Origin of the sequence: Streptomyces sp. NRRL F-5727 (assembly GCF_000719555.1) — a bacterium.
Classification (GTDB): Bacteria; Actinomycetota; Actinomycetes; order Streptomycetales; family Streptomycetaceae; genus Streptomyces.
On record NZ_JOGX01000034.1, the window covers coordinates 48,021 to 69,482 of the forward strand.

16 protein-coding genes are annotated in these 21,462 nt (G+C 74.0%); 9 read left to right on the top strand and 7 right to left on the bottom strand.

Features of this window, described 5'->3' with window-relative positions:
• Nucleotides 1-65: 65 nt before the first annotated feature.
• A complete protein-coding gene (locus tag IF73_RS0122655) occupies nt 66-944 on the bottom strand; it encodes a MurR/RpiR family transcriptional regulator (RefSeq protein ID WP_031010997.1) in 879 nt (292 codons plus the stop codon).
• A 471-nt stretch (nt 945-1,415) separates the two neighbouring features.
• On the opposite strand from IF73_RS0122655, the gene IF73_RS0122660 reads away from it, so the two are divergent.
• On the top strand, nt 1,416-1,805 hold the full coding sequence (locus tag IF73_RS0122660) for a DUF6479 family protein (RefSeq protein ID WP_031010998.1): 390 nt from the start codon (nt 1,416-1,418) through the stop codon (nt 1,803-1,805).
• A 154-nt stretch (nt 1,806-1,959) separates the two neighbouring features.
• On the opposite strand, the gene IF73_RS0122665 is transcribed toward IF73_RS0122660, so the two are convergent.
• Nucleotides 1,960-4,125, bottom strand: coding sequence for an MMPL family transporter (locus tag IF73_RS0122665; RefSeq protein WP_051717161.1), 2,166 nt, complete (start codon nt 4,123-4,125; stop codon nt 1,960-1,962).
• Between the two features lie 462 nt (nt 4,126-4,587).
• On the opposite strand from IF73_RS0122665, the gene IF73_RS0122670 reads away from it, so the two are divergent.
• On the top strand, nt 4,588-5,712 hold the full coding sequence (locus IF73_RS0122670; protein WP_107049315.1) for a sensor histidine kinase: 1,125 nt from the start codon (nt 4,588-4,590) through the stop codon (nt 5,710-5,712).
• Complete coding sequence (locus tag IF73_RS0122675; RefSeq protein WP_031011004.1) at nt 5,709-6,386, top strand: response regulator; 678 nt, start codon at nt 5,709-5,711, stop codon at nt 6,384-6,386. Before IF73_RS0122670 ends, IF73_RS0122675 begins: the two co-directional genes overlap by 4 nt.
• Before the next feature lie 25 nt (nt 6,387-6,411).
• Here IF73_RS0122675 and IF73_RS0122680 read toward each other — a convergent pair whose 3' ends face one another.
• Together IF73_RS0122680 and IF73_RS0122685 are read right to left on the bottom strand one after the other, a co-directional pair.
• The gene (locus tag IF73_RS0122680; RefSeq protein ID WP_031011006.1) at nt 6,412-7,533 is read right to left on the bottom strand and encodes a sensor histidine kinase; all 1,122 of its coding nucleotides are present in this window, start codon (nt 7,531-7,533) and stop codon (nt 6,412-6,414) included.
• Entirely contained in the window at nt 7,530-8,210 is a 681-nt protein-coding gene (locus IF73_RS0122685) for a response regulator (RefSeq protein WP_031011008.1), read from the bottom strand. Before IF73_RS0122685 ends, IF73_RS0122680 begins: the two co-directional genes overlap by 4 nt.
• Before the next feature lie 499 nt (nt 8,211-8,709).
• Here IF73_RS0122685 and IF73_RS0122690 point away from each other — a divergent pair, with 499 nt between their 5' ends.
• Nucleotides 8,710-9,966, top strand: a complete 1,257-nt coding sequence (locus IF73_RS0122690; protein ID WP_031011011.1) for a DUF418 domain-containing protein — start codon at nt 8,710-8,712, stop codon at nt 9,964-9,966.
• A gap of 119 nt (nt 9,967-10,085) precedes the next feature.
• Here the strand turns inward: IF73_RS0122690 and IF73_RS0122695 are convergent, their stop codons facing one another.
• Nucleotides 10,086-11,873, bottom strand: coding sequence for an ABC transporter ATP-binding protein (locus IF73_RS0122695; protein ID WP_031011013.1), 1,788 nt, complete (start codon nt 11,871-11,873; stop codon nt 10,086-10,088).
• Between the two features lie 506 nt (nt 11,874-12,379).
• Nucleotides 12,380-12,778, bottom strand: a complete 399-nt coding sequence (locus IF73_RS0122710) for a DUF302 domain-containing protein (RefSeq protein ID WP_031011018.1) — start codon at nt 12,776-12,778, stop codon at nt 12,380-12,382.
• Nucleotides 12,779-13,175: 397 nt separating this feature from the next.
• On the opposite strand from IF73_RS0122710, the gene IF73_RS0122715 reads away from it, so the two are divergent.
• The 4 genes from IF73_RS0122715 to IF73_RS0122730 all read left to right on the top strand — a co-directional run bounded on the left by IF73_RS0122715 (nt 13,176) and on the right by IF73_RS0122730 (nt 17,867).
• A complete protein-coding gene (locus IF73_RS0122715) occupies nt 13,176-13,655 on the top strand; it encodes a DedA family protein (RefSeq protein ID WP_031011021.1) in 480 nt (159 codons plus the stop codon).
• Nucleotides 13,656-13,874: 219 nt separating this feature from the next.
• Nucleotides 13,875-14,678 carry an ABC transporter ATP-binding protein gene (locus IF73_RS0122720; protein ID WP_031011023.1) on the top strand — a complete coding sequence of 268 codons (804 nt, stop codon included), beginning with the start codon at nt 13,875-13,877 and terminating at the stop codon, nt 14,676-14,678.
• Between the two features lie 100 nt (nt 14,679-14,778).
• Complete coding sequence (locus tag IF73_RS0122725; RefSeq protein ID WP_031011025.1) at nt 14,779-15,786, top strand: ABC transporter substrate-binding protein; 1,008 nt, start codon at nt 14,779-14,781, stop codon at nt 15,784-15,786.
• The gene (locus IF73_RS0122730) at nt 15,786-17,867 is read left to right on the top strand and encodes an iron ABC transporter permease (protein WP_031011027.1); all 2,082 of its coding nucleotides are present in this window, start codon (nt 15,786-15,788) and stop codon (nt 17,865-17,867) included. The genes IF73_RS0122725 and IF73_RS0122730 overlap by 1 nt, the downstream gene beginning before the upstream one ends.
• Nucleotides 17,868-17,894: 27 nt before the next feature.
• Here the strand turns inward: IF73_RS0122730 and IF73_RS0122735 are convergent, their stop codons facing one another.
• Entirely contained in the window at nt 17,895-19,409 is a 1,515-nt protein-coding gene (locus tag IF73_RS0122735) for an MFS transporter (RefSeq protein ID WP_051717163.1), read from the bottom strand.
• Between the two features lie 192 nt (nt 19,410-19,601).
• Here IF73_RS0122735 and IF73_RS0122740 point away from each other — a divergent pair, with 192 nt between their 5' ends.
• Complete coding sequence (locus IF73_RS0122740; protein WP_031011031.1) at nt 19,602-21,413, top strand: IucA/IucC family protein; 1,812 nt, start codon at nt 19,602-19,604, stop codon at nt 21,411-21,413.
• The last annotated feature ends 49 nt before the right edge of the window (nt 21,414-21,462 follow it).

Genomic DNA, 21,462 nt, shown 5'->3' on the forward strand with positions numbered 1-21,462 from the left:
GAGCCGGTCCCAGGACGGGGCCGGCTCCTCTCGCGGCGCCGAACGGACCGCGGCGCGCGGTCCGTTCACAGCAGACCGGTGCGCCGGGCGATCCTCTCCGCTTCCTTCATGCGCTCGTGACCGCTGCCGCCGATCCGGTCGAGGACGGCGGCGACGAGCGCCTCGACGACCGCGAGGGCCGGTACGAGGCTGTCGTAGGGGGAGTCCGAGGAGACCTGGGTGATGAGCACGACGTCCGCGTGGGCGGCGGCAGGGGAGAGCCACGGGTCGGTGAACACGATGACCTTGCCGCCCCGCTCCCGGGCCAGTTCGGCGATCAGCGTCTTGTCGGCCTCGTAACGCCGGTAGTCGAACAGGACGGTGACGTCGCGTCGGGCGATCTGCGTGAGGAAGGATGTCCGCTCGACGTCCTTGTGCGGCAGGACGCCCACCTGGTCGCGGAACTGCATCAGGTGCAGGCCCAGGTACTCGGCCATCAGATGCGTGAAGCGTCCGCCCGCCAGGTGCACGCGACGGCGGGGGTCGGCGAGGAGGCCGACGGCGTCCTCGAACTCGTGGGCGGCCACCTCGTCGAAGGTCCGGGCGACGGCCTGCCGCACGAGCGAGGAGCGCTTGCCGAGCTGGGTGGCGGCGGCGTCCTGCGGAGCCTCCGTCCGCTCCTGCCTCGACGTCTCCGCGGCCGTGTAGAGCGTGATCGGCGAGGCGTTGCGGGCGTCGAGCTCGGAGCGGAGGGCGGCCTGGAGATCGGGGAAGCCCCGGTAGCCGAGCCGGGACGCGCACCGCAGCACCGTGGGTGCCGACACGCCCGCCCGCTCCGCGATCGTGGCGACCGTCTCGAAGACCGCGGCCGGATACCCCGCCAGCAGCACCCGCGCGACCTTGCGCTCCGCCGGACTCAGCTCTCCGAGCCGACCGCGGATCTCGTCGGCCAGCGTGGCGCTCATGGCTTTCCCCTTCTGCGGCGTGGGACCACCGAGGCGGACGGCCGTCGTCGAGGCCGCTTCCTCCGGCTTGCCACGTTTCAGATCAGTGAGTTTCAGGGATCGAATGTACCGCCCGTTACGGAATCTGCCCAGTCCCGCCGGAAGGCGCGGCAGCGGGCGCACGACGCCGGCCGAAGCGGAGGGGAGGCACGGGTACGGGCGGCGGCAACGACGCACGAACGATGCGACTCGCCTCCCCTGTCGGGCGGCGAGACGATGACAGGGCGCCGGTCGACCGGCTCCCGCGACACCCGTGGGGCCGACCGAAGCCGGAGGGCGACACGGTCCACCACCGGCACACCGCAGCACCCGTCGCGCGGCCCCGCCGCGCCTCCGCGCCGGCCCTCCCCTGGCCCCGTGCGCTTTCCGACCGAGCACCACCCGACCGGGTCCTCGCCCCGCCGGCGACGGTCCGACGAAGGGGGACACCTCATGAGCACCCACACCCTCGCCCTCGCAGAGCGGCAACTCGGCGCAGGCGTCTGGCAGTCCGGTCTCGCCCAAGTGATCGGCGGCCTCGTCCTGGTCGCCGTGCTCATCGGCGCCTTCGCCCTCGGCATCCGGGTTTCGCGGCGGGAACTTCCCCCTCCGGACCCGGAGAGCCAGCCGCACCGGCCGGAGACCGACCGACTTCCCGGTGAGGTGTACGAGTACCGCGAGCCCTCCGAGATGCCGCACACCGACGGGGAACACCGCCTCCTGCCCTACAACCTGCGGAACTGCGGCGAGGCGTCGCTCGCCCCTCCCGGTGAGGAGAAGCGCAAGTGGGGCGGCATCTCCAGCGGAGGCTTCGGAAGCGGCGGCACCGGTCACGGCGATTGAACGCGAGCCGCCCGCTCCCGGGCGGCTCCGTCCGTCGGTGCGCCTACGCGACCGCGCGGTCCCCGGGGACGGCAGGCTGTCCCGCACAGTCTCGCCTTCCCCTTCGCGGGCGCGTGGAGCCGCGGAGGGGTCCGGCTCGGCGCCGGGCCGTGGGTCAGGTCTCGTCCCGCCGGCCTCGTGCTCCGCGCACCGGCCACCACATGCCCCGGCCCAGCAGCGCCGCGGCCGCCGGGACCAGCAGAAGCGACACGACGAAGGCGGACAGGAGGATGCCCAGAGCCGTGGCGAAGCCCAGCTGACGGGTGGAGGGATCGGCGTTCACCGCGAGGCTGCCGAAGGACGCGGCGAGGACCACGCCGGCCGTGGCGACGGCCGGAGCCGTGTGCCGTACAGCGCGGGCAACGGCGGCGCGGGCCGGGCCCCCACGCGCCATCTCCTCGCGCAGACGGTCGCTGATGAGGATGTTGTAGTCGGTGCCCAGGGCCACGACGAACAGGAACAGCACCAACGGCAGGACGAAGTTCACGCCGGGCTCTCCGCCGATGTGCTGGAAGACCAGGGTGGAGGCGCCGAACGTCGCCGCGAAGCACAGGCCGACCGCGAGCAGCAGCACCACCGGGGCCGCCAGGCTGCGCAGCAGCACCATCAGGATCAGCGCGATCAGTGCCGCGGCCACCGGGAACACCGTGCGCAGGTCCCGGTCGACTGCCGTCTCCACATCGGCGAAGACGGCCGCCGTGCCGCCCACGTGCGCGGTGAGTCCGGCAGGCGTCGCGTCCCGCACGGCCTGGCGCAGGGGCCCCACCACGATGTCCCGGGCGTGCTGCGACTGGGCGTCCACGGTCAGATAGGCGTCCAGCCGGGCGGCGGTCCCCTCGGCGTCGAACACGGGAGCCGCCACCCTGCCCACTCCGGCCGCCTTGGACACGGCCCGGTGCAGGCCGCCCAGCGCGGCGGGGTCCAGAGCCCGTCCGTCGTCGGCTGTGACGTACACCGTCGTCGGGTCGGACACCCCCGGCGGCAGGGCGCCGGCGATCTCCCGCGCCGTCGCGGCGGCCGCCGTGTCGCGTGGGGTGCCGCCGGTGCCGAAGTCCATGCGGACGCCCGCCACGCCGACCGCGAGCGAGCCGAGCAGGGCGAGCGACGCGACGAGCACCAGCAGGGGCCGGCGCGCCACCAGCTCGCCGGTACGGCCCGCCGACCCGGTCCGCTCGGCCTTCGCGAGAGCCCGCGACGGCCAGAACATCTTCCGCCCGGTCACCGCCAGCAGCGCCGGCATCAGGGTCAGGCTCGCCACCAGCATCACCAGCACCGACACCGCCACCGAGGGGCCGAGTACCCGGAACTGGCCGAACGTCGCCACGCCGAGCGTCGCGAAGGCCGCCACGATCGTCAGCGCCGCCGAGGTCACCGCGGTGCCCACCCGTGCGGCCACGTCCGCGGCGACCAGGCGGTGGTGCTCCTGCGGGCGGCGTCGCAGTTCCTCACGGAATCGGAACAGCAGGAAGAGGAAGTAGTCGACGCCGATGCCGATCAGGACGGTTCCGATCATGCTCGGGGTGCCGGGGTCCAGCTCGAAACCGGTCAGCAGGGCCGCTCCCACGACCGTGCCGGCGGCGGCGCCGCCCACCACGGACACCGCGACCAGCGGGACGATCGCGGCCAGGACACTGCGGAACACGAATACGTTGATCAGCACGATCAGACAGACCATCGCCAGACCGACCACCGTCTGCGTGGTCTTCTCCGCGTCGGCGCGGTCCACCGTGTCCGCCAGGCCCCCGGTGAACCCCGTGCGCAGCCCGGCTTCGCCGAACTCCTGCTGGGCACGGTCCTGGAATGCCCGGTACAGGGAGTGCATGCCGGGGTCGGTGGAGTTGCCCAGCAGCCGTGCGCCGAGCAGGGCGAACGACCCGTCGGGAGCGGTCATCGCGGGTGCGACGCGGGGTGTCTGGGAGTAGTCCTCGGAGAGCCCCGGTATCTGCTCGTCCGTCCACGGCATCTCCACGCGCGTGGCGCTCAGTTCACGCGCCACCTCCTGAACGCGCTTCTTGTCCGCGTCCCGCAGAGGCTTGCCGTCGCGCCGGGCCACCAGCACCGTCACGGCGTCGGCGTCGGGCTCCGCGCCGAACTTCTCCCGGGCGATCCGCAGCGCCGCGGCCGCGTCGTACTCCCGGGGCAGGAAGCCGGCGCTGTCGGTGTGCGTGACGCGGAAGACGAGCACCTGGCCCATGAGCGCCACGAAGACGCCGACCACCGCCCACACGGCGATGACCCGCCATGGTCTGCGGGTCGAGAATCCGGTCAGGGCACGGATCACGGAAAGCCTCCGGAAGGGTACGGGTGAACGGGGGCCGCACGACCGTGGACGTCCGAGCCGGCCCCCGTGCCGGGCGGTCCCGGCACATGTCCAGCACATCAGCGGCGCCAGGCCCGCACCTCGGAGCAGTGGACGAGAAACCCGCTGGGAGCACGGCCCCGGACCGCCGGGTCTCTGGGAGCCCGCTCCCAGTCGTCGCTCCCTCCCGGGCCCGACGCGGTGTCCCCACCGCCCCGGCACCATGGGAGACTCGGTGGAGGAACCGCAGATCACCGGGCCGCCGCGGCGGCCCGAGGGAAGCGTGGATGTGCACGGGGGGCGGATGTGGAACGGCGCGCGGACGAACCGTGCCCCGGCCGGTCACGGGACGAGGCGGGCGAGTCCGGAGCCGGGCTTCCGGGCCGCGCGACGGGGACACGTCCCCGTGCGGCCGGGACGGAGGGCGGACGGCGTACGCGGGGAGTGTGGAGTCAGCACGACGGACTCGTCGCCGCCGGGGCGGCGGCCCTCGATCTCGTGGGCTTCACCATCACCAGCCAGATGGACCAGGGCCACGTGCCCGTGGCCGGGTGCCTGGTCGTGGTCGTCGCCTCGCTGTTCCTCCTGGCACGCCGTCGCGCACCCCTGGGCGTCCTCGCGTGCGTCCTCGCGGTCAACCTGTCGCTCAACTGGTTCAGCTCCCTGGGGCAGCACTACGGTGCCGCCACCGTCGTCGCCCTCTACACGGCCGTACGTCACCACAACGCCGCGGTCGGCGCGGTGGCGGTGGCCGGCTGCGTCGCGGTGCTCCAGTTCGTGCATCCGGGACTCCCCGCCCCGTCCCCGACGGAGTTCGCCGCCAACGTCGCGTCCGCGTTGTTCGTGGTGGGCGCCGCCGTCACCGTCGGCCGCTGGCAGCGCAACACCGAGACCCAGCGGCGGTTGCTCGCCGAGCGGTCCGTCGCGGACGAACGGCGTCGTATCGCCCGGGAGCTGCACGACATCGTCGCCCACCACCTGACCACCATGCAGTTGCTCGCCGGGGGCGCCCGGGCCAACCTGGACCGGTCCCCGGACACGGCCCGCGAGGCACTCGTCACCCTTGAAGGCTCCGGTCGCACCGCCCTGCGTGAGATGCGCCACCTGCTCGACGTGCTGCGGGCCGGCGACGAGAGCGACGAGGGGGAGTCGACCGCACCGCAGCCGGGCGTCGGCGACCTCGACCGCATCGTCGAGGACAGTCGCCGCGCGGGCCTCCCCACCACCCTCACCACCGAGGGTGACCCGTGCTCGCTGCCGCCCGGCGTATCGCTCACCGTCTTCCGCATCGTCCAGGAGGCGCTCACCAACGCCCGCAGGCACGCGGGCGACGGCGCGCACGTCGACGTACGGCTCACCTTCGCCGTCCACGAGGTGCGGGTCGCCGTCACCGACGACGGTCCCCGTCCCGGCCGTCTCGTCGCGCGCGGATCCGGCTACGGGCTCATGGGGATGCGTGAACGCGTCGCCCTCCACGGCGGCACCCTGCAGACCGGACCGGAGGGCGAGGGGTTCGCCGTGCGCGCCCGGCTGCCCCTGCCCACCGACCGTCAGGAGGAGTACGCGTGAGCGCGACCGTGAAGGTCCTCATCGCCGACGACCAGCCCCTCGTCCGCCACGGCCTCGCCCTGATGCTCGCCCCCGAACCGGGTTTCGAGGTCGTTGCCGAGGCCGCGGACGGTGCCGAGGCGGTCCGCCTCGCGCACGAGCACCGACCCGACGTGGTCGTCATGGACATCCGCATGCCGGTACTGGACGGCATCGCGGCCACCGAGCGGCTCACCGCCGAACTGCCGGACTGCCGGGTTCTGGCCCTGAGCACCTTCGACATGGACGAACACGTCGTGGGAGCCCTGAGGGCCGGCGCGTGCGGCTTCCTGCCCAAGGACATCTCGCCCGAGGACCTCGTCGCCGCCCTGCGCGTGGTCCGCGACGGCGAGGCGATTCTCGCCCCACGCCTCCTGACCCGGCTCATCTCCACGCACGTCACGGCCCCCGGCCACCGGACGGCGCCCCCTGCGCCCTCCGGCACCGACGGGCTCACCCCGCGCGAGCGGGAGGTGTGGCGGCTGATCGCCGGGGGCTCGGACAACACGGAGATCGCCGACCGTCTCGGAGTGAGCGCCTCCACCGTGAAGAACCACATCACCGGCCTCTTCGCCAAGCTGGGGGTTCGCGACCGGGCCCAGGCGGTCATCGCCGCGTACGAGACGGGCCTGGTGACGGCACGACGGGAGGCATGAGCCGCCGGGCGCGACGGCAGCAGCGTCAGGCGGGTCGGGCGGGGGCTCGCAGTTCGATCGTGTAGCCGCCCTCGGGGGTGGGTTCGGCGGTGAGGGTGCCGTCGAGGAGTTCGGCGCGTTCCTTCAGGCCGATGAGGCCGTGGCGGGCGCTGGGGAGGGGGACCGTCGGGCGGGTGGGGGCGGTGTTGGTGACGGTGACGCCGAAGTGGTCCGCGTCGTGCCAGAGGCGGACGTCGGCGCGCGCTCCGGGGGCGTGTTTGCGCACGTTGGTGAGGGCTTCCTGGACCGTGCGGTAGACGGTGCGCTGGGCGGTCGTGCTGATGTCGGCCGGCAGCTCTCCCGTCAGGGTGGTCTCGATGCCGCTGTTGGCGACGAGCTGCCGGAGGTCGGCGAGGGTGGGCTGGGGCGTGAGTTCGGTCGTCCTGCCGCCGGAGGCGCGGAGCAGGGTGACCATGTGGCGGAGCTCGTCAAGGGTGTTCGCGCTCAGGGTGCGGATGGTGCGGGCGGCCTCGCGGGCCTGGGGGTCCTTCGCGGCCATCTGCAGGGCTCCGGCCTGGACGGCGATCAGACTGACCTGGTGGGAGACGACGTCGTGCATCTCCCGGGCCAGCTGGGCCCGTTCGCGGGCGAGGACGGTCTGGGCGTACAGGGCGCGTTCGTGCTCCCGGGCCTCCCTGACCTCGACGAGCCGGCGGGCCACGTCGTGCCTGGCCTGCACGAGCTGGCCGAACAGCACGGGGGCGAAGGCCGTGGCCAGCGTGTAGACGAACTGGACGAGCGTCCAGGTCCGGTCGCCGTCGAACGCGTCGGACAACGGCCACAGGAGGGTGGCCGCGGTGGCGTTCAGCAGGGCGCAGCCGGCGAGCAGCGGGCGGTTGCGGGTGGAGGCGGCGAGGGTGTAGAGGGCGGCGATCGGCGCGACCGCCACGTCCATGAACAGGGTCATGGGCAGGGTCAGCAGGAACACGGCCAGCGGGAGGCGCCGGCGCAGGATCAGGCCGGCGGAGCCCGCGGCGGCGCAGGCCCACATCACGGGCGTGCCCTCGCCCAGGAGGTTGATCCAGGCGTCGAGCGCGGCCAGCGCCACGAGGCCCGTGTCGACGGCCCAGGGCGGTACGCGCCGCCACCAGGCCCGGCCCGTGCTCATCGTCCGTCGCCCCGTGCCGTGCCGTCGTCGTGGCGGGTGAGCAGTCCGGCGCGCTCGGCGAGGAGCGCGGCCTGGACGCGGCTGGAGACCCGCAGCTTGGTCAGGATGGAGCTGACGTGGTCCTTGACGGTGCCCGCGCTGAGGTGGAGGCGGGTGCCGATGTCGGCGTTGGAGAGTCCTTCGGCGACCAGGACGAGGACGTCGCGTTCCCGGTCGCTGAGCAGGCCGACGCGCGAGACGTCCGCGTCCTGGGGCGCTCCGGCACCCGGGTGGCCGCGGAGCAGCGCGCGTGACGCCTTCGGCGACATGACGACGCCGCCCGCGGCCAGGGTGCGGACCAGCTGGGCGAGCTGCTCGGGCTCGGTGTCCTTGAGGAGGAAGCCGGAGGCTCCCGAGCGCAGCGCGGTGAGGACGTACTCGTCGGTGTCGAAGGTGGTCAGCATGGCCACGTGCGGGGGTTCGGGCAGCTCCCGGACCTGCCGCAGGACGGTCAGGCCGTCCACGTCCGGCATGCGGATGTCGAGGAGCACGACGTCCGGCCGCTCGCGCCGGATCACCTCGGCCGCCCGCGCGCCTTCGGCGGTCGCCACGACCACGATGCCGTCCGACGCGTTCAGGATCATCTGGAAACCGGACCGCACCAGGGCCTCGTCGTCCACCACCACCACCCGGATCACCGGCGTCCCGCCTCACACTGTCGTCTGCGCTGTCCCGTCGCCCGGCGACCCGCGCATTCGGGGGCCCCGCGTGCTTGTGAGGGTTCGCCTGACGTCGACCGTACGCCGGGCAGGGTACGCGGTGACGTGATCACCCACCGACGGTGGACACCCGGCGGGTCGGCTCCAGCCGTTCGGGGGGTGCGCTCCGGCCGGTCGGCAGGCCGGCGGGCGGGGCTCGGCGGCCGGCGCCCGCCGTGCCCGTCCCGTGGGGTCGGTGGCCTCCGCCGTCGGGATCACGGCCGCGATCTCCCGCGTCGACGGGGCTCCGCAGTCGACCGCCCTCGGCGAACCCGCCTCGGCGGCCGCCTGCCAGGACCTCCTGTCCGCCGTCGACCGCCACCTCCGAGCCCGTCCGCCCCGGTCCGTCGGTCGGCGGGGTGGTCCCGGCCGGTCGGCGGGGGTGCCACCGAAGCCTGCCGGATGGTCCGCCTCCCCACCCCACCGCGAGATTCCTCGTATGACACAGATACAGCCGCCGCAGGCGACGTCAGCTCCGCCGGAGAACGCCCCTCCCGTGCCCGCAGCCGCGCCCGACGCCGCCGGGAGACCTTCTGGCGGCCCCTCGACGGGACGCCTGGTCGGCGTGGACCTGGCCCGCGCGCTGGCGGTGTTCGGCATGTACATCGTCCACATCGGCCCGGTCCTGTCGTCCACGCACGGCGTCGGCACCTGGGTCCGGTACCTGGCCGACGGGCACTCGTCGGTCCTGTTCGCCACCCTCGCCGGGTTCTCGCTGATGCTGATCGCCGGACGTCGTGCGCCGAAGACCGGCCTGGCGGGCCGGCAGGCGAAGGCCCGGATCGCGATCCGCGCCGTGGTCCTGCTGGCCCTGGGCACGGTGCTCGCGACGGAGTACGGGGGAGTGATCATCCTCGGCTTCTACGGTGTCTACTTCCTCCTCGCCCTGCCCCTGCTGCGGCTGTCGGCCAAGGCCCTGGCGATCACCGCGGCCGGGCTCGCGCTCGTCACACCGCAGCTGGCGTTCGTCCTGAACTCGCGGCTCAGCGAGTCCGTCCAGCAGACCATCGACGCCCACGACCCGCTCAAGAAGATCAGCGAGGTCGGCGTCCTCGACCTGCTGCTCACCGGCTTCTACCCGACCATCACCTGGATGTCGTTCGTCGTCGCCGGCATGGCGCTGGCCCGCCTCGACCTGTCGGCCGTCTCCGTCCAGCGGCGGCTGGCCGCGCTCGGCGCCGCCCTGACCGCCGGCGCGTACGGCCTGTCCCTGCTGCTGGCGGGCCCGAACGCGCTGCGCAGCATGGCGGAGGACGGAAAGTCGTCCGCCGGGTTCGAGAAGACGTCGTCCTTCGGCAGCGGGTCCTTCGAGGCCCCCCAGCGGGCGGCCTCGGAACTGCTGTCCGCCGGGCCGCACAGCGGCACCACGTTCGACATCCTCGGCAGCGTCGGCGTCGCCCTCCTCGTGATCGTCGGCGCGACGGTGCTCATGGACCGCCTGCCGCGCCTGCGCAGCCTCACGAAGCCGGTCGTCGCCGTGGGCACCATGTCCCTGACGGCGTACGTCGGCCACTTCCTCGCCCAGTCCATGCTCGGCGTTTCGGCCGGCGAGAGCACCCAGACGTCCTGGATCCCCGTGCTCACGTTCATCCTCGGGGCGATCGCGTTCGCCGCGGTGTGGTCCCGCTTCTTCCGCCGCGGACCGCTGGAGGCGCTGCTCAACGCCGCCACCAGGCCGGCGAAGCACGTCCGTTGACGCCGGGCCGGGGCGGGCGGACATCCACGGCCCGCCCCGGCTCCGACGGCTGTCCGGTGCCGTCGCCCCGTCCACCAGGACTGCCCCCGCCGTGTGGCGGGGGCAGTCGGCGGTTTCTCTCAGCGGCCGGGGTGGCCCGTCGGGGTCAGGAGCTGGGTCGCGGCGAGCTGCGCGTACAGGTCGTCCTCGGCCACCAGCTCCTCGTGGGTGCCGGTCGCGCGGACCCGGCCGGCGTCCATGACGACGATGCGGTCGGCGTCCGTCACCGTGGACAGGCGGTGGGCCACCACCAGGACGGTGGTCTCCTGTGCCGTCTCGGCGATGACGTCCCGCAGCGCCAGTTCGTTGACCGCGTCGAGCTGCGAGGTCGCCTCGTCCAGGAGCAGCAGCCGGGGCTTTCGCAGCAGGGCGCGGGCGATGGCGACGCGCTGGCGTTCGCCGCCGGACAGCTTCGAGCCGCGGTGCCCGACCAGGGTGTCCAGGCCGTGCGGGAGACGGTCGACGAGGGTGTCGAGCCGGGTCCGGGCGAGGACGGCGCGGATGTCGTCGTCCGTCGCGCCGGGCGCGCTGAAGACCAGGTTCTCCCGCAGCGTGCCGGCCAGCACCGGCGCGTCCTGCTCGACGTACCCGATGACGGACCGCAGTTCGGACAGCGGCCACTGCCGTATGTCCCGGCCGTCGACCAGGACGCGCCCGCCGGTCGTCTCGTAGAACCGCTCGATGAGCGAGAAGACCGTCGACTTGCCCGCGCCCGACGGCCCGACGAAGGCGGTCAGCCCGGCGCCCGGCACCTCGAAGTCCACCCGCTGGTGGATGTACGGCAGCCCGGGCCCGTAGCGGAAGGACACGTCCTCGAAGCGGACCGACGCCGGACGCACCTCGGTCCGCGCCGGCCGGCACGTGGCCGGCGGCTCCGCGGCCAGGCGGTCCACCTCCTTGATCCGGGAGATCGCGGCCGCGCCCTCCTGGTACGCGGAGGCGGCCTCGACCAGCTTGTACACCGGCTCCATCAGGTAGAAGAGGTACAGCAGGAAGGCGATGAGCGTGGAGACGGGGATGTCCCCGGACGCCACCCGCGCCCCGCCGACCGCGAGCACCGCGAGGAACGCCAGCTCGACGGCGAGGTTGTCCGCCGTCCCCAGCAGGGCCTCCCACTTCGCGCCGCGCACGCCGTGCCGCCACGCCCGCCGGGCCGACGCCTCCACGCGTGCGGTCTCCCGTGCCTCGGCACCGGACGCCTTCACCGTACGGAACGCGCCGAAGACCCGCTCCAGGCCGGTGGACATCTCCCCGACCGCCGCCTGCGAGCGCTCGGCGGCCTCCCCGATCCTCGGCATCACCAGGGCGGCGCCCGCGCCGACGACCACGACCACGACGAGGGTGACGCCGAGCAGGACGGCGTCCAGGAAGGCCATCACCACGACCGCCGCGACCAGCGTCAGCGCCCCGGTCGCGGCGTTGACCACCGCCTGGGTGCTCACCGCCCGCAGCAGTGTGGTGTCGGAGGTCACCCTCGACATCAGATCGCCCGGCTGCATCCGGTCCACCGCCGTGAGCCGCAGCCGCAGCAGCCGGCCGACGAGGCTGCGGCGAGCGGCCAGCACGACCGACTCGGCCGTCCGCTCCAGCACATAGGCGCCGAACGCCTCGGCCACCGTGCTCAGCAGCACCAGCACGGTCAGCGCCAGCAGCACGGTCGCGAGCGTGTCGCCGGACGAGAGCCGGTCGACCAGCGCCTTCGTGGCCAGCGGCTGCAGCAGCCCGCCGGCGGCGCCCACCAGCGCCAGCAGCAGACCGAGCACGACGGCCCACCGGTGCGGGCGGACGTACCCGTACAGCGCCCTGAGCGTCTCGCGGACGCGCAGGGACTCGGCACCCGTCGCCTCCGGGGCGGATGCGGTGTTCACAGGATTCCTTCCCTTCGGGGTCTGCCGCCCCGGCGGGGGCGCACCGAGGCGGCGAGCTCCTGCCGGGTGGGCGGCGTGTCATCCCACCACCCTGGAAGGGCGCACACCTCCTCGGCCATCCGGCGATCGTCGGTGGGACCCCCGCCGAGTGGCTGGAAGTCGCCGGACTGCCCGGTGCGACCAAGCCTGCGGAACTGCTCGTAGTGGCGGACCGCGTCGACGCTTTCGCCCTCGGACACGCGTACGGCGATGACGGCCTCTGCCGGCGCTCTCCCGCAGCGGTTCGAGGCGTACGGCCTCGAAGGCCGGTTCCAGGGCCTCCGCGTGGCGGCCGTGGACGGCCGTCCGGTGGGCGCCCGTCTCCAGCGCGTGCAGCCGGAGCCGGCGGGCGTGCCCGGTGTGCCCGCGTCGGCAACAGGAGCGACCGCAGCGCCCCGGACGGCCAGAAGCGCCGCTGGTGGACCGACCGAGCAGGACGCGGAGCCCGCGGGGTGACCCGCGGGCGGTCACGCGCCGGCGTCGGCGAGGGCGGCGAGTGCGGCGTCGAGGCGGCGTGCGGCCTCGTCCGCGACGGGAGCCAGGGCGTCGACGCCGGTGAGGGTGACCATGGTGGAGGGGTCGATCGCCTGCACGACCACCTGGTCGCCCTCGGTGCGGACCACGACGTTGCAGGGCAGCAGCAGCCCGATCGCGCGGTCGGCGTCGAGGGCCTGGCGGGCGAGCGGGGGGTTGCACGCCCCGAGGATCAGGTAGGGCTCCATGTCGTGGTCGAGCTTCGCCTTGAGCGTGGCCTGGACGTCGATCTCCGTCAGGATGCCGAAGCCCTGTTCGGCGAGGGCGTGCCGGACCGCTTCCACGGTCTCGCCGAAGGTCCCGGGCAGTCGGACGGTGCGGTCGTAGGACATGGTCTCTCCACCTTGCTGTTCCGGTGCCGTCGGGGGCGGACACGAGCATGATGCCCCCGTCGCGCTCCTCCGGCCGTGAACGACAGGCGCGGTGTTCAGGAGGCGCATCAGGGCGTGGCGCCTGCGCTCGGGCGCCCCTTGCGGGTGTCGGTCCGGTGGCCCGTATTCGCCGTACGCGCGTTCGGCTAACCTGGCTGTGCCGGGTGAGCCTGGCCCGGTGCGCCAGGCTCGGGTTCCGGAGCCGCCTCGGTGGAGGCGGGGGACGGGACCGGCGGAGGCGGAGCGAAGGTGAAGGACGGAGACCGGGCGGGTGCCCGCACGGGGCCCGCTGCGACGGGACGTGCGGAACGGGCGACCGGGGCCATGGGTCCCTTCGCCGCGACCCGGGCGGGGCACCGTGGATAAGATCGCGCTCACGGCCGCCGGTCTGTACGTCATCGTGCTCCTCCGGGCCGGCGGGACCTTCGCCGTCGGCTGGCTGGCCGGTGCCGGTGCCCGGCGCAGCAGGTTCGCCGGGCGGATCTCCTCCGCCCGCTTCCAGCGCGCCGAGCGGGCGATCCAGCGCTGGGGCGCGCCGGTGGTCGCCCTCTCCTTCCTGACGGTCGGCTTCCAGACCGCCGCCAACTTCCTCGCCGGCAGCATGCGGATGCCGCTGCCGCGCTACCTTCCCGCGCTGTTCGTGGGCGGGGCGGCCTGGGCGCTGGTCTACGCGACGGCGGGGCTCGGCGTCCTCGCGGTGCTGACGCGGCTCTTCGCCGAGCGGACGGCGCTCGGGGTGGCCGCGGTGGCGGTCCTCCTCCTCGGGGTGTGCGGCGCGGTGGTGTACGGCAGGAGAAGGGCGGCGCGGTCACGCCGCGACGCCGAGCCCTCCGAGTGACGCCGGTTTCCGCGTAGTTCGGCCGCCGCTCCGCCGCGGGCGGCTCAAGACGCCTGCCGCGCAAGGGGGTTGCGGGGGTGTCGTGGGGCACGTGGTTGTGCGGGAGGTCTCGACATGGTCACAAGCGGGGGAGGGGGATACCGGAACCGTTAGGCGTGCCTTACCTAAGTTGTATGGTGGCGCGGTCGGTTCCGGCGATGGGAGGGAAGGGGGTGTCCCATGAGTGATGTCCGCCTCGTGGCGAGTGACCTGGACGTCGGGCATGGCGGGCGCACCGTGCTGAAGCGGGTGGGCCTGTCCTTACGCAGCGGTGAGATCACCGTTCTCGTCGGGCCCAACGGGTGTGGGAAGTCCACCCTGTTGCGCACCGTGGCCGGCCTGCTGCCGCCGCTCGGCGGCGAGGTCCGCATCGACGGCGAGCCGCTCGGCTCCCTCGGCCGCCGGGCGCTCTCCCAGCGCCTCGCCTTTCTTCCCCAGTCCTCCCAGTCGCCCGCCGGGGTGACGGTCCGTGAGCTCGTACGCCACGGCCGGTACGCCCACCGCGGCGCCCTCGCCCGGCACACCGCCGAGGACACCGAGGCCATCGACTGGGCCCTCGACGTCACGGACGCCCGCCCCCTGGTCGGCCGGCGGCTCGACGAACTCTCCGGCGGCGAGCGCCAACGCGCCTGGCTGGCCATGGTGTTGGCGCAGCGGGCCGACATCCTCCTGCTCGACGAGCCCACCACGTACCTCGACATGCGGCACCAGTTCGACGTGCTCGACGTGGTGCGCCGGCTGGCCCGCGACCACGGCATCGCCTGCGGCGTGGTCCTCCACGACCTGATGCAGGCGGCGGCCTACGCCGACGAGGTCGTCGTCGTCGCCGACGGCGGAGTCGCCGCGGCCGGCGCACCGGCCGACGTCATCAACCCCGAGGTCATCGAACGGGCCTTCGGGCTGCGCGTCCACGTCGTCCGCGACCCCGCGACCGGACACCTCGCCTGTTTCCCCCAGCGGTCCGAAGCCACGACCGCCTCCTGAGCCCACGGCGTACGAACCCCGCGCGGCGGCCTCGCCGACCGCGGTTCTCCGCACGGCCACGACACACCGGCACGTCCCGTACACACGGAAGAGAGACACCATGCAGAGAATGCTGCGCGCCCTCGTCACGGGCGGCGCCGCCCTCGCCCTCGCGCTGACCGCCGCCGGCTGCGGCTCCGGCACGGTCGGCGAGTCGAACGACGGCTCGTCGGGCGGCAAGGCGACCGGGGACACCGCCGCCACCGGCGCGATCACCGTCGACACCGCCCAGGGCAAGGTCTCGCTGGACAAGCCCGCGGCGAAGGTCGTCACCCTGGAGTGGACGTACGCCGAGGAGCTCGTCGCCCTCGGCGTCACCCCGGTCGGCAACGCGGACAACAAGGGCTACGCCACCTGGATCACCGCCGAGGGCGCCGACCTGCCGGCCCAGGTCACCGACGTCGGCAACCGCAACGAGCCCAGCCTGGAGAAGATCAAGGCGCTCCAGCCCGATCTGATCGTCATCGACGACGACCGCTCCAAGGCCAACCTCAAGCAGCTCCAGGCCATCGCGCCCGTCCTGTCGTTCACGTACACCACCAAGCCCCAACTGGCCACGATGAAGAAGAACTTCACCGAGCTGGCCAAGGCCGTCGGCAAGGAGTCCAAGGCCGCCGAGGTGAACGCCCGGATCGACACCAAGGCCGCCGAGCTCAAGGGCCGGCTCGACAAGGCGGGCAAGAGCGGCCTGAAGTACGCCCTCGCGCAGGGCTTCACCGCCAACGGCGCCGCCTCGATCCGGATGCTCGGCGACGACGCCATCTCCGCGCAGGTGCTCAACCTGGCCGGCCTGAAGAACGGCTGGAAGGGCCAGGCCGACGCCTGGGGCCTCACCACCGTCGGCGTCGAGGGCCTCACGCAGGTCGACAAGGACGCCACCTTCCTCTACGTCGCCGCCGCCGCCGACAACCCGTTCACCGGCGACCTCGCCGGCAACGCCGTCTGGAAGGGCCTGGACTTCGTCAAGACCGACAAGGCGCTGCCGCTCGACCCCGGCACCTGGCTCTTCGGCGGACCGCTCTCCGCGCAGCACGTGCTCGACGAGACCGGCAAGGCCCTGAAGGTCTGATGGTCGCGGAAGGACTGAAGGCCGCCGCTCCGGCCGGTCCGCTCGGCCGCCGCCCACGGGCCCTGCTCGTGGGCGGCGGCCTGTCCCTCGCCCTGGCCGTGGTCGCGGTCGTCCACCTCGGCCTCGGGGCGTCCGGGGTCGGCCTCGGCGACATCCTGGACCTGCTCCTCGGCCACGGCGAGGCCCGCACCGAGGACGTCCTCCTCGGCAGCCGCCTGCCCCGCACCCTGACCGGCCTCGTCGTGGGCATCGCCCTGGGCGTCTCCGGCGCCCTCGTCCAGGGCGCGACCCGCAACCCGCTGGCCGCCCCCGACACGCTCGGCGTGAACGCCGGCGCGTACTTCGCCGTCGTCCTCGTCGCCTACACCGGCGCCGGCCTGGGCCCGGTCCCCGCCGGAGGCGCGGCCTTCCTGGGCGGCCTCCTCGCGGTCGGCCTGGTCTACCTGCTCACCAGCGGCGGCGTCCTGACCCCGGGCCGGGTGCTGCTCGCCGGCGCGACCGTCGCCCTGGCCGCGACCTCCGCCGCCGAGTTCCTCCAGATGCTCGACGTGCAGGCCACCCGCGGGCTGTTCTTCTGGGGCAACGGCACCCTGCTCCAGTCCGGCCTGGAACGGCCGCTGACCCTCGGCGCCGTCGTCGCCGCCGGCGTGCTGGCCGCACCGTTGCTGGCCCGGCCGCTGGACCTGCTGGCGCTCGGCGACGAGACCGCCCAGGCCATGGGCGTCCGCGTCGAACGGATCAGGCCCGCCGCCTTCCTGCTCGCGGTGCTGCTGTCCGCCGCCGCCGTGTCCCTCGCCGGCCCGATCGGCTTCGTCGGCCTGATCGGCCCGGTCGTCGCCCGGCAGCTCGGCATGCGCGCCCACGCCCTGCTCATCCCGACGGCGGCGCTGCTCTCCGCCGCGCTGGTGCTCGGCGCCGACGCGGCCGCCCAGGTCATCGTCACCCCGTCCGCCACGCAGCCCGCCGAGATCCCGGTCGGCGTGGTCACCGCCCTCATCGGCGGCCCGGTCTTCATGCTGCTCGCCCGCCGGGTGAGCACCGGCGACGCCGACACCGGCGCGGCCGTCGTGGTCTCCGACCGGCGCCGCGCACCCGGTTACGCCGTCGCGCTGGGCGGCGGCCTGCTCGCCCTCGCCGTCGCGATGGCGGTGTCGCTGCGCGTCGGCGACGTCCACGTCGGCTGGGGCCAGCTCGGCGCCTGGCTGACCGGCTCCGCCGAAGAGATCACCGAGGCCGTGATCTCCTTCCGGCTGCCGCGCGTCCTGGTGGCCGCCGTCGCCGGGGCCTGCCTCGCCGTCGCCGGCGCGGCCGTCCAGTCCGTCGTCCGCAACCCGCTCGCCGAACCCGGACTCGTGGGGGTCACCGGCGGGGCCTCGCTGGGCGCCGTCACCGTCATCCTGCTCGTCCCGTCGGCGCCGCTCGCCGCCCTCCCCGCGGCCGCCGGCCTCGGCGGCGTGCTGATGCTGGTGCTCGTCGTCCTGGTCGCCCGCGGCACCCGCGCCGGCGGCCGTACCGGCATCGACCCGACCCGGGTCGTGCTGGTCGGCATCGGCGCGGCCGCCACCGCGATGGCGCTGGTCAACATCATGGTGGTGGGCGCCCAGATGAACATCGGGGCCGCGCTCGGCTGGCTCGCGGGGAGCACGTACGGCCGGGGCTTCGACGCCCTCGGCTGGCTCGCCCCGCCGGCCCTGGCCGCGCTGCTGCTGGTGATCGCCGCCCGGCCGGTCAACCTGCTCTCGCTCGGCGAGGAGCTGCCGCGCGCCCTCGGGCTCGACCTCGGGCGCGCCCGGCTCCTCGTCCTCGGCGCGGGCGCGGTGCTGGCCGCGGGCACGGCGGCGGCCGTCGGCGCGGTCGGCTTCGTCGGGCTCGTCGCCCCGCACCTGGCCCGCCGGGTCGTCGGCAACAGCACCGCGCGCATGGTGCCGATGGCGGCCCTCCTCGGCGCGGTCCTGGTCGTCTCGGCCGACGCCCTGGGCCGCTGGCTGCTGGCCCCGACGGAGATCCCGGTCGGCATCGTCACCGCCCTCCTCGGCGCCCCGTACCTGGTCTGGCTGCTCCGCCGCACCCGGGAGGTGTGACCCGCCGCCGCGCGGGCCGCCGGCGGCTCAGGAGGCGCGGACGGCCCGGGCGCGGGGGCGCTCCCGGACGGCGCCGGCCGGCTCGGGGCCGGGCCCGAGGGTGCGCGAGACGGCCACGCCGAGCAGACAGACCAGCGCGGCGGCCAGGCAGACGGCAGTGAAGGCACCGGAGAACGCCGCCGTCGCCGGCGCCCGCAGGGCCGGCGCGAGGAGGTCGAACCGGCCGGTCTCGACGGCCTCGCGCACCGGTGCGGCGGCCGTGGGGCCGGCCCCGAGACCGCTGTCCAGACGGGCGGCGAACACGGCACCGAAGACGGCCACGCCGGTGGCGGTGCCGAGCGGATAGCAGGCGTTCGTCAGCCCGGAGGCCATCCCGGCCCGGTCCTCCGGCACGGTCCCCACCGCCACGCCCATCAGCGGCGGGAAGATCACGGCGCCTCCCGCGCCCAGCAGCGCGAGCCCGGTGACCAGGACCGCGTGGCCGGCGCCCGCGCCCGCCAGGGCGAGGGTGAGCAGTCCGAAGCCCTGTGCGGCGAAGCCCGCGGCGACCAGTGCCCGCGCGGTGAACCGTTTCTGGAGACCGTTCACGAACAGGCCGGTGACCAGCAGCCCGCCCGTCAGGGGCAGCAGGAGCAGGCCGGTGCGGAGCGGGGAGTACGCGTACGTGCTCTGCAGCCACAGGGTGAGGAAGGCCAGCATGCCGAGGCTGGACAGCCGGGCGAGGAAGCCGAGCACGGCGGCGCCCGAGAAGGCCCGGATCCGCAGCAGCGTGAGGTCGATCAGCCCGCCGCCGCGGCGCTGCACGGCCACCAGGGCCGCGGCCAGCAGCACGCCGGCCGCCGCGGAGCCGAGCACCTCCGGTGCCGTCCAGCCGGCCTCCGGGCCGGTCACCAGCGGATAGTGCAGGGCGAGGAGGACGCCGACGGCGAGCAGCGCGCCCCGTACGTCGACGCGCGGGCGGCCGTCGGCGGGCGCGGCGGCCCCGGGCATCCGGCGCAGTGCCCCGGCCACGACCAGCAGGCCGATGGGCACGTTGACCAGGAAGATCCACCGCCAGCCGAGACCGGTGACGAGGAGGCCGCCGACGATCGGCCCGCACGCGCCGGCGGCCGAGGCGATGAGGGCGTACGAGGCGATCGCCGCCTGGCGCCGGGCACCCTCGTAGGCGGCGGCGATCAGGGCGAGCGTCGGCGCGAACACCATGGCTCCGCCGAGGCCCTGGGCGGCCCGGGCGGCGATGAGGGCGCCGGCGTCCGGGGCGAGGCCGCAGGCGGCGGAGGCGAGCGTGAAGAGGGCCATGCCGGCGGTGAAGACGGCGCGGCGGCCGAGCCGGTCGGAGAGGGCGCCGGCGGTCAGCAGCAGCGCGCCGAAGGCCAGCGAGTACGCGGACACCGTCCACTGCACCCGGTCCAGGCCGGTGTCCAGGTCGCGCGCGACGTCGGAGAGGGCGACGTTCACGACGGTCACGTCCAGCGTCATCATGACGCCGCCGGCGCTGACGAGCGCGAACGTCCATCGGGGGTCGTGCCGTCGGGAGGACACGGGGGGAACCACCTCCGGGAGCGGTCGGGGCGAGCCGTTCGAGGGTGGCGGGGGAGACCGCCGCAGCGCCAACTCGCCTGCTGTGGCTGAAAGTTGAGCTTGCCCATTAGGTAAGGCTTACCTAATGTAGCGGCCGTTTGGGTGTCCAGTCGCCCGAACGGACCGAATCCAGACAGACTCCGGAGCCGCCCGATGACCGACGCCGCCGACCACCCCGTGCCCGCGCTGCCCGACGTGGCCCCCGCCGCCTGGCGCGAGGCCAACAGGCGCCTGCTCGCCAAGGCGATCGGCGAATGGTGTTTCGAAGACATGCTGAAGGCGGAGGACGCCGGCGACGGGGAGTACCGCGTCGGCCTCGCCAGCGGGGCGACCTACGCCTTCCGCGCCCGCCCCGGCGCCTTCGGCTGGCTGCGCGTCGACCCCGACTCGATCACCCGCACCGCCACCAGCATGCTCGGCAACTCCATCGCCCAGCCCGCCTGGGACGCCCTGCAGTTCCTGATGGAGGCCGCCACCACCATCGACAGCGACCCCTCCACGCTCGCCACCTACTTCACCGAGCTCTCCGCCACCCTCGCCGTCGACGCCGCCCGCCTCACCCACGGCGGCGAGACGGCCGCCGAACTGCGGGCGCTCGACCACACCGAGCTGGAGTGCCGGATGACCGGGCACAACCTCCTCGTCGCCAACAAGGGCCGCATCGGCTTCTCGGCCACCGACGTCCGCGCCTACGCCCCCGAGTCCGCCCAGACCCTGCACCTCCTCTGGGTCGCCGTCCACCGCGGCCTCGCCGAATTCCGCGGCACCTCGGAACTGTCCGAAAAAAACATCCTGGAAAGGGAGTTGGACGAGGAGACCCGGACCCGCTTCACGGCGGTGCTGACCGGCGCCGGCGTCGACCCGCAGAGCTACGTCTGGATGCCCGTGCACCCCTGGCAGTGGGACCACGCCGTGCAGACCCTGCACGCCGCCGACGTGGCCCAGCGCCGGATCATCCCGCTCGGCGAGAGCCCCGACGCGTACCTGCCCGGCCAGTCCATCCGGACGATGGCCAACGTCACCACGCCCGACCGGTACGACGTCAAACTCCCCCTGAAGATCCTCAACACCCTGGTCTGGCGCGGCATCCCGCCCCACTGCACCATGGGCGCCCCGGTCGTCACCCAGTGGCTGCGCGGACTCGTCGAGCGCGACCCGTTCCTCACCGACGAGTGCCGGACCGTCTTCCTCGGCGAGGTCGCCTCCGTGACGGTCCGTCACCCCTATCTGTCCACCCTCGACCAGGCCCCGTACCAGCACCTGGAGACCCTCGGCTGCATCTGGCGCGACTCGGTCTCGGCCCGCAGGGACCCCGGCGAACGGGTCCGCACCTTCGCCTCGCTCCTGCACGTCGACAGCGCCGGCACCGCCTTCGTCGCCGAACTCGTCCGCACCTCCGGCCTCGACCCGCAGGAGTGGCTGCGGCGCCTCTTCGACACCCTCCTGGTGCCGGTCATGCACGTGCTCTACCGGTACGGCGTCACCTTCAACCCGCACGGCCAGAACACCCTCATCGGCTACGACGACCACGACGTCCCCGCCCGGCTCTACCTCAAGGACTTCGTCGACGACGTCTGCGTCTCCTTCACCGACGTGCCCGAACGCGGCCCCGAGCCCGACGGCCACGACCACGTGCTGCCCCGCAAGCACCCGTCGATCATCAAGCAGCACGTCGTCGACCAGGTCTTCGTCGGCCACTTCCGCTATCTGGCCCCCCTCTGCGCCGACCAGCTCGGCGTCCCCGAGAAGACCTTCTGGCGACTGGTCCGGCAGACGATCCTCGACTTCCAGAAGCGCTTCCCCGAGCTGGCGGAACGATTCGCCGAGTACGACCTGCTCACCCCGGAGATCCCCCGCTACGGCCTCAACCGCGACCGCATCGTCGTCACCCGGTACGGCGACCGCGCGCTGCGCCACGCGCTGTTCCCGAACGGCACCCACCCCAACCCGCTCGCCGAAGGCTGAGGAGGACCGGCCGTGACACCCCTGACCCGCACCCTGCCCGCCCCCGTCG